General features: G+C 29.0%; 8 protein-coding genes, 1 pseudogene and 1 riboswitch. Of the genes and pseudogenes, 5 read left to right on the top strand and 4 right to left on the bottom strand.

The window, feature by feature from the left end; all coding sequences use genetic code 11:
* Positions 1-242: 242 nt before the first annotated feature.
* The gene (locus IO99_RS17590; protein WP_035135784.1) at positions 243-1,844 is read left to right on the top strand and encodes an ABC-F family ATP-binding cassette domain-containing protein; all 1,602 of its coding nucleotides are present in this window, start codon (positions 243-245) and stop codon (positions 1,842-1,844) included.
* 49 nt (positions 1,845-1,893) lie between these two features.
* Here the strand turns inward: IO99_RS17590 and IO99_RS17585 are convergent, their stop codons facing one another.
* The 3 genes from IO99_RS17585 to thiW form a co-directional block, all read right to left on the bottom strand.
* On the bottom strand, positions 1,894-2,892 hold the full coding sequence (locus IO99_RS17585; protein WP_035135782.1) for a tyrosine recombinase XerC: 999 nt from the start codon (positions 2,890-2,892) through the stop codon (positions 1,894-1,896).
* 91 nt (positions 2,893-2,983) lie between these two features.
* Complete coding sequence (gene thiM, locus IO99_RS17580) at positions 2,984-3,817, bottom strand: hydroxyethylthiazole kinase (RefSeq protein ID WP_035135780.1); 834 nt, start codon at positions 3,815-3,817, stop codon at positions 2,984-2,986.
* Positions 3,818-3,866: 49 nt separating this feature from the next.
* The gene (gene thiW / locus IO99_RS17575) at positions 3,867-4,370 is read right to left on the bottom strand and encodes an energy coupling factor transporter S component ThiW (protein WP_035135778.1); all 504 of its coding nucleotides are present in this window, start codon (positions 4,368-4,370) and stop codon (positions 3,867-3,869) included.
* Between the two features lie 94 nt (positions 4,371-4,464).
* A riboswitch (TPP riboswitch) is annotated at positions 4,465-4,566 on the bottom strand.
* Between the two features lie 141 nt (positions 4,567-4,707).
* On the opposite strand from thiW, the gene IO99_RS17570 reads away from it, so the two are divergent.
* Complete coding sequence (locus tag IO99_RS17570) at positions 4,708-5,394, top strand: CPBP family intramembrane glutamic endopeptidase (protein WP_035135776.1); 687 nt, start codon at positions 4,708-4,710, stop codon at positions 5,392-5,394.
* Between the two features lie 27 nt (positions 5,395-5,421).
* On the opposite strand, the gene purB is transcribed toward IO99_RS17570, so the two are convergent.
* Positions 5,422-6,852: an adenylosuccinate lyase gene (gene purB, locus IO99_RS17565; RefSeq protein WP_035135775.1), complete on the bottom strand. Its 1,431-nt coding sequence runs from the start codon at positions 6,850-6,852 to the stop codon at positions 5,422-5,424.
* A gap of 212 nt (positions 6,853-7,064) precedes the next feature.
* On the opposite strand from purB, the gene IO99_RS17560 reads away from it, so the two are divergent.
* The 3 genes and pseudogenes from IO99_RS17560 to IO99_RS19560 form a co-directional block, all read left to right on the top strand.
* Entirely contained in the window at positions 7,065-7,271 is a 207-nt protein-coding gene (locus IO99_RS17560; protein ID WP_035135773.1) for a DUF378 domain-containing protein, read from the top strand.
* Between the two features lie 256 nt (positions 7,272-7,527).
* Positions 7,528-8,022, top strand: a complete 495-nt coding sequence (locus tag IO99_RS17555; RefSeq protein ID WP_035135763.1) for a YfcE family phosphodiesterase — start codon at positions 7,528-7,530, stop codon at positions 8,020-8,022.
* 175 nt (positions 8,023-8,197) lie between these two features.
* Positions 8,198-8,327: pseudogene (locus IO99_RS19560) on the top strand (IS256 family transposase); the annotation flags it as partial.

Here is an 8,327-nt window from a genome sequence, read left to right as displayed (position 1 = left end):
TCTTTTAAATTCATCAGTATATGTAATTGATTTTGATGAAATAGTCTGTACATATTTGTTTTGAGATAAGTTCTTAATTTGATATTCAGTGAAAAATTTGTTGCTCATATAATCACTCCTAAAGCTATATATTAATTTTATTATACATAAAAATACCCTATATAATAGACTTTTTTTAAAGTGTCTACTATATAGGGTACATTTTAGCCTTTTGATAGACTTTATTAAAAGGAGTGTTATAAATGGGTAAGATAATTATAAAAAATATTTCTAAATCCTTTCAAAATCGTACAATTTTAAAAAATATAAGTTTTGAAATAGGAGATAATCTTAAGATAGGTCTGGTAGGAGAAAATGGCGTAGGTAAAAGTACCTTAAAACAAATAATAACTAAGGCGATTTCCTACGATGAAGGAAGTATCAATTATATTCCTTCAAATATTCTTATCGGAATTATAGATGAAAACTTATATAATAGTAATACTTTTTTAAGTGGTGGTGAAGCTACTAAAAAAGAAATTCTTAATATATTTCATAGTAACTATGATTTGTTTATACTAGATGAGCCTACAAATCATTTAGATTTAAGTGGTGTTCAATGGTTAGAAAGGCTTATAAATTCTATAAACAAACCTATGATTATAATAAGTCATGATAGGTTTTTCTTGGATGAAGTTACAAATAAGACCTTCGTTTTAAGTAATAACGGAATAAAAACCTATGAAGGTAATTATTCTTCCTATGAAAAACAGCTATTAATGGAAAAGATAACCAATGAAAATTTATATAACAAACAACAACAGGAAATAAGAGCCTTGAAAGAAAATATCAGTCAAAGAAAACAATGGTTTAACAAAGCACACAAAATGGCGGGTACTAATGACCACTTAAGGGCATTAAGTAAAAAGCATGTTTCTATAATGAGATCAAAAGAAAAAAAGTTAGAAAAATTAAAAGAAAATGGAGTTGAAAGAATAAAGGATAACTCTTCAATTAAACTTATACTTAATAATAATAATAGTTTTAAAACAGCCATAAGAGTTGAAAATCTTAGTAAATCCTTCGATAAGAAATTATTATTTAAAGATGGGAATTTTACTATAAATGGTGGAGATAAAGTCGGCATCATTGGCAATAATGGTAGTGGTAAGACTACATTACTAAATATTCTTCTAGGTGAAGATAAGAATTACATTGGTGATGTTTATTTAAACCCAAATATGAAAATTAGCAGTTTATCTCAATATCTAGAAGTAGTAAATGAAGAAATAACTATATTAGACTATTTATTAACCACCAATGAAACTGAAAATATAATTCGGTTATATTTAGGAAGTGTATTTATAAAAGGGGATAGAGTAAATACATTAATTAAAAACTTAAGTATTGGCGAAAAATGCAGAGTAATATTTACTAAAATAATCATTGAAAATCCTGATTTAATAATTCTTGATGAGCCAACTAATTATATGGATATCTTATCTAAAGAAAGTGTAAGTTTGCTTTTAAAAAGTTATTCTGGAACAGCTTTGGTAGTTTCCCATGATAGACATTTAATTTCTACAGTATGTAATAGAATTCTAAAAATAGAAAATAACAAAATTATTAATTTTACTGGAAATCATACTGAGATAATTGAGTTTTTCACTTGTAATAAGACTAGTAATAGTAAATTAAATGTTAATAAAGATGAAATATTAATGCTTCAGTGTCGACTTTCTCAGCTAAGTGGTTTACTAGATGATCCTTCATTAGAAAAGGATGCTAAGTTAAATTATGAAAAAGAATTTTTGAATACGAGTAGGCGTATATCTGAATTGAGAGATATAAAATATAAAAAGTAATAAAAAGAAGGATAGTAGCCATAGATTTCATAGCTGCTATCCTTCTTTATTATTCATCCCCTAAGGGGTGAGTGTTAATAGCCTCTCTTAGGGTTTCATCATCAACATGAACATATATTTGAGTAGTACTTACATTTTCATGACCTAATATCTCTTGGAGAGTTTTAACATCTACACCACCATGTTTATGAAGTAATGTTGCAGAGGTATGCCTTAATTTATGAGGTGTGTATTTATCAGTATCAAGACCTGCTGCACCTACATATTTTTTTATTATTCTTTCTACAGTGCGTTTATTAATTCTTCTATACTTTCCACTTATGAATAGAGCCTCTCTATCCTCACTATGAACTTTATCTGCAATATCATTTCTTACAACAAGATACTTATTTATAGCCTTAATTGATGCTTTATTAAGATAAATAGTCCTTTCTTTATTTCCTTTACCAATGACAGTAAGGGTATCACCTTTAATATTGGCAATATTGATGCTGCAAAGCTCTGATAGTCTCACACCACAGTTTAAGAATAGGGTAATTATACATAAATCCCTAGGTGAATTTTTATCTCTATTATTAGCTACAGCTAATAAGTCTCTACTTTCATCTAAAGTTAAGTAAATGGGGGAGCGCTTTCCTATTTTAGGACTTTCTAAGTCTAAAGTAGGATCTGTAGGTATAATTTTAGCTTTAGAACATAAATAGTGAAAAAAGGACTTTAGAGAGGCAACTTTTCTTGCCTTTGCATAGGTTCCATTTTCTCTCATATTCTCTAAAAAGGATAGATAGGTGTAAAAATTAACCAATTCTAAATTTTTAAGATAATCAGAAGAGATGTTATCAATAGGAATATTTTCAAAAATTACATCCTGTGATAAAGTTACTTCATTATTATGTACTTTAAGAAATTTAAAGAATAAAGTTAGATCATAAGCGTAGGCAACTAAAGTATTGATAGAAACACCTTTAACAGAAGAAAGGTAACTTAAATAATCCTTTAGTATTTTGGGTAGAGAATTATCTTGCATATAATTTAATTTCGAATCCATAAAATCCATTCCCCTTTAATTTTCATAGCATAATGTCGCGAAACTTACATTTCACGACATTAATTATTCTATGAAGAGAGGTAAAAATCCTTTAATTTTTAAAAAACTTTTCTATTTTAATTTTTTCTTCTAAAATTTTATAATCCATATTACTCACAGAATCAATCAAATGTATTTTTAAAGATCCACTTCCCTGAAACTTTTCTACTATTTTATTATAAGCAAGTTCACCACATACTCCCATAATACAGAAAGCAGTTACCGTTGCATCAAAGATTTTATGAGGATTAGCACCAACTAAAACTCCTATAATTGATGAAAGCATACATCCTGTTCCGGTGACATTTCTCATAGATGGATGCCCATTTCTAATAATATATACTAAATCTTTATCTGCAACGATATCTATAGCCCCTGTAATGGCTATAATTGCCCCTAGATCCTTAGAAAGCTCCGTAGCTAGAGTAATTGCACCTTCTATATTATCTTCCGTTATAGACTCAATTTCACTGGCATCTACACCCTTACATATAGTTTTTTTCTTTCCTATAGTTTTTATTTCAGATATATTACCTTTTATAACTTGAAAATCTACAGTGTTTAAAAGTTCCTTTACAGCCTGTTGTCTAAATGATGATGCACCAATACCCACAGGATCCAATATTACAGGATGCTTTAATTTATTAGCTCTCCTCCCTGCCTTAATCATGGCTTCTAACTTTCTTGGATTTAAAGTACCTAAATTCATTACTAAAGCATTACATAAGGTGGTTATCTCCTCTACTTCCTCTGGATCATCTGACATAATAGGAGAACCACCACAAGCTAAGGTTATATTAGCACAATCATTAGCTGCAACATAATTAGTTATATTGTGCACAATAGGGTTGGTTTTTCTTACTGAATCTAAAATATCTTTAATCATTTTATATCCTCTCCCTAAGATCTATTTTAAAATACTAAAATGTTAAGCTCTAATTACCTTCATTAGAAACTTTATCTAATACTCCTGTTTTTTTAAGAGCTATTAAAAATAGTATAGCAATTAGTGTACCACCAATAGAGCTTACGCTAAATGGCACCACAAAGCCCCATAGAGCCGCTTCCTTTGATAGGATGAACTTTGCTACCGGATAGGCTATTAAAGCTCCTATTACACCTGTACCGAAGATTTCTCCTATGGATGCCATAGTTATTTTTTTGTTATATTTATATAGGATTCCAGCTAAAAGAGCTCCACACATACTTCCAGGAAAAGCTAGGAAGGTACCTGTACCAATAAGCACTCTAATTGTGGAAGTAAGGAAAGCTATAGCTACTCCATAAAAAGGACCTAAAATAACAGCTGATAAAACATTTATCAAATGCTGAACTGGAGCACATTTTGCAATTCCTACTGGTATAACTATAACTGTAGATAAAATAACTCCCATGGCAATGAAAATTCCAGCTAAAGTTAGTTTTTTTGTTTTTAACATTACATATCATCCCCTCAAAATCAATATTTTTAAATTACTTACCCTCCCCTATATGAACAAAAATAAAAGGCATACCAACTAAGTGGTATACCTATAATTATATAAATCTACTTCCTACGTTGGCATTATCCAAATCAGGTACGGTCGAAGTTTACACTCCCTCTCAGCCTGTACACAAGCTCCCGAATATTAAGTTAACTAAATATTATCATAATGAATTACTATAGTCAATTAAGGATATACTTGCTATTTTAGAAAAATAATATGCTATAATTATTTTAAAGCCTTGAGTCATTATTTAAAGCTATATACATAAAATTTTCAAGGAGGATGATCTATGGAAAATAAACAAGCCACTCTATCTATTATTTTAGTAGTAATATTAGGTTGTATTATTATGGCCTTAGTGGAAATTTTAATTGTACCTAATTATTTTACAAAGTCTTTAATAAAAATATGTATCTTTTTACTATTGCCCTTAATTGTATGTATAAAACAGAGAGCTATTTCCTTTAAAGCACTTTTTAAAGGAAGTAAAAAAAGCATATTTTTTGCACTTATATTTGGTATAGTTGTATATGTATTTATACTAGGAGCTTATTTTATTCTAGGTCCATTTTTTGATTTTTCTATGGTCACTACTAATTTAGAGAATAATTTAGGAGTAACTAAAGAAAACTTTTTATTTGTAGCACTATATATTACATCAGTTAATTCCCTTTTGGAAGAGTTTTTCTTCCGTGGTTTTTCCTTCTTATCTTTAAAACAGGTAAGTTCAAGAAAAGCTGCTTATATTTTTAGTGCTTTGGCCTTTGCAATTTATCATGTGGCTATTATGAATAATTGGTTTACTCCCCCACTGTTCATTTTGCTTATAGTTTCACTATTTATAGCTGGACTTCTTTTTAATTACCTTAATGAAAGGTTTAATAATATTTATGTCTCTTGGATAGTTCATATGTCTGCTAATTTAGCTATAAACACTGTGGGATTTATCCTCTTTGGCATCATAAAAATAAGCTGAAATGCACTAGCATTCCAGCTTATTTTATTATACGTTTATTTCTACTTCTTCACCTAATTCATTTTTATGAGCTTCTAATATTGGGTTTATATATTCCTCTATAAAATCAACTACCTGCCCACTAGATCTTCCAGTGAACTTACTTGGATCTATTATAGATAGAATCTCTTCTTTTGATAATCCAAAGGATTCATCAGCTAATATTCTTTCTATTAAATCATTCTTTTCTCCAAACTCTTTTACTTGTCTTGCAGCAGCTAAAGAATGAACTCTTATTTTTTCATGAAGTTCTTGTCTATCCCCTCCACGCTTAACAGCTTCCATCATAATATTTTCTGTAGCCATAAATGGTAACTCGCTATTAACATGGGCAGCTATTACCTTTTCATATACCACCATATTAGAAGTTATGTTTATATATAGGTTAAGCACCCCATCAAGAGCTAAGAAAGCTTCTGCAACGGATATACGTTTATTAGCAGAATCATCTAGTGTTCTTTCAAACCATTGAGTTGCAGCAGTAATTGCCGGGTTAAGAGAGTTTACAATTATATATCTTGAAAGTGCACTAATTCTTTCGCTTCTCATAGGATTTCTCTTATATGCCATAGCTGAAGATCCTATCTGATGCTTTTCAAAAGGTTCTTCCATTTCCTTCATGTTTTGAAGAAGTCTCATATCATTACTAAATTTGTATGCACTTTGTGCTACTTCAGATAATGTATTTAATATTATAGAATCTAATTTTCTAGAGTAAGTTTGGCCAGTAACAGGATATGCTTTTTCAAAGCCCATTTTTTTACATACAATTTTATCAAGCTCTTTAACTTTTTCTTCATCATTGTTAAATAAAGACATAAAGCTAGCTTGAGTTCCTGTTGTTCCCTTAACTCCTCTAAATTTCATTTTATCAATTGCAAAATCAAGGTTTTCTAAATCCATTAATAACTCTTGCATCCAAAGAGTAGCTCTCTTTCCTACAGTTGTAAGCTGAGCCGGTTGAAGATGTGTAAATCCAAGAGTTGGAACGTCTTTATATTTTAAAGCAAACTTGCTTAGTTGATCTAACACATTTATTACTTTTTTTCTAATTAATATAAGAGCATCTCTCATAATAAGTAGGTCCGTATTGTCACCTACATAACAGCTAGTAGCTCCTAGATGTATTATTCCTTTAGCAGATGGAGCTACAACCCCATAAGCATATACATGACTCATTACATCATGTCTAACTTCTTTTTCTCTAGCAGCAGCTAATTCATAGTCAATGTTTTCAATATTGTCTCTAAGCTCTTTTATTTGTTCATCAGTAATATTTAATCCTAATTCTTGTTCTCCCTCAGCTAATGCAACCCAAAGTTTTCTCCAAGTTTTAAATTTCATTTCCTCAGAAAAAATATAGCTCATTTCCTTAGATGCATATCTAGAATTTAATGGTGAATTATATGTATCTCTCATAGTAACCTCCGTACAAAAATGTTTTTTTATCTAATATCATTCACTATTATAACATATTATATAAATATAAGTCCAATTAAAATTCGTGTTATTTGTAATAATAGGTTATTCTCATTGTTCTATTTTATCCAAATATATCATATATATTAAACATAAAATATATTAATGGATTTAAACATATCATAATATAATTAAAATGGGGGGAAGTTTTTATGTGCAAAATTAATTTATTAGACAAAATATCATTTGTACTTGTTATTATAGGCGCAATTAATTGGGGAATATTCGGACTCTTCAATTTTGATCTTGTTCATTTCATCTTTAGTTTTTCAGATATGCTAGTTAGAGCAATATATATATTAGTAGGACTAGCAGGCATAAATATGATTAGATTTTTATATTGTCTTAATAAAAAATAGTAGCTTTAGTATTAAGAAATAGTTCCATATATAAATATTTATATATGGAACTATTTCTATTTTTGTATAGGAAACTATTTAACTATGGAACTAGGGAAATATATAAATAGTTAAATAGTTGTACTGTTTATGCGGTTTGAAGTGATTTATGATTTGAATATTGGAATAAAATAGACTCATTTATATTTCTTGCTGGAGAATAATGATATAATATTTTATAGAAAATGTACATAAACGTACTTATTGGAGGTATAACATGAAAATTGCTTTTATTGGTGATACTCATCATAATGAAAGAGCTCTAGAAGTAGCTTCAGAATACATAAATGATTTAAAATCAGATGTAGTTATTCATCTAGGAGATTGCATAGAAGATGTAAAACTCTTAGAAAGGAACTTCGAAGGCAAAATATATGCAGTGGCTGGAAACTGTGATTTTTCTAATATATATCCTAAAGAAAATACTATTACTATAAATGGAGTAAAAATATTCTTTACACATGGAGATTTATATAAGGTTAAGAGTACAATGAATAGCATTGCTATAAAAGCAGAGAGTATTGGTGCTGATATAGCACTATTTGGTCATACCCATATACCCCTTAAAGAAGAATATAAAAATATTATATTTATGAATCCTGGCAGTATCCCTAAGCCTTCTCCATGGGCTAAAGGAAAATATATAGGTTTCATAGAAATTAGTGATGAGGGAGTTATAGTTGTAGCTGAATTAAAAAACGTAGAATTATAATATAATCAATGGGAGATTATTTTAAAATACCATAAAAATAAAAACAGATAGAAAATATAGTATAAAAACACTATATTTTCTATCTACTTTTCTGAGCCTGTGAAAAAAAGTCTGTAAATTACAAATAATAGCAGCTTTCTATGATAAAATAAATATATCATGGGAGGCTGTTTTTATGGTGAAAAGAAAAGAAAGATTAAGCGAAGGAAAAAAGAATATCATAGCAGATTTAATTAGAGAATATGACATTCAATCTGCAGAAGATATTCAAGATGCATTAAAAGACTTACTCGGAGGTACAATTG

It is taken from the genome of Clostridium sulfidigenes (genome assembly GCF_000732635.1).
Taxonomy (GTDB): domain Bacteria; phylum Bacillota; class Clostridia; order Clostridiales; family Clostridiaceae; genus Clostridium_J; species Clostridium_J sulfidigenes.
Note: the sequence above shows the minus strand (reverse complement) of the source record. Positions and strands in the feature narration are given on the sequence as shown.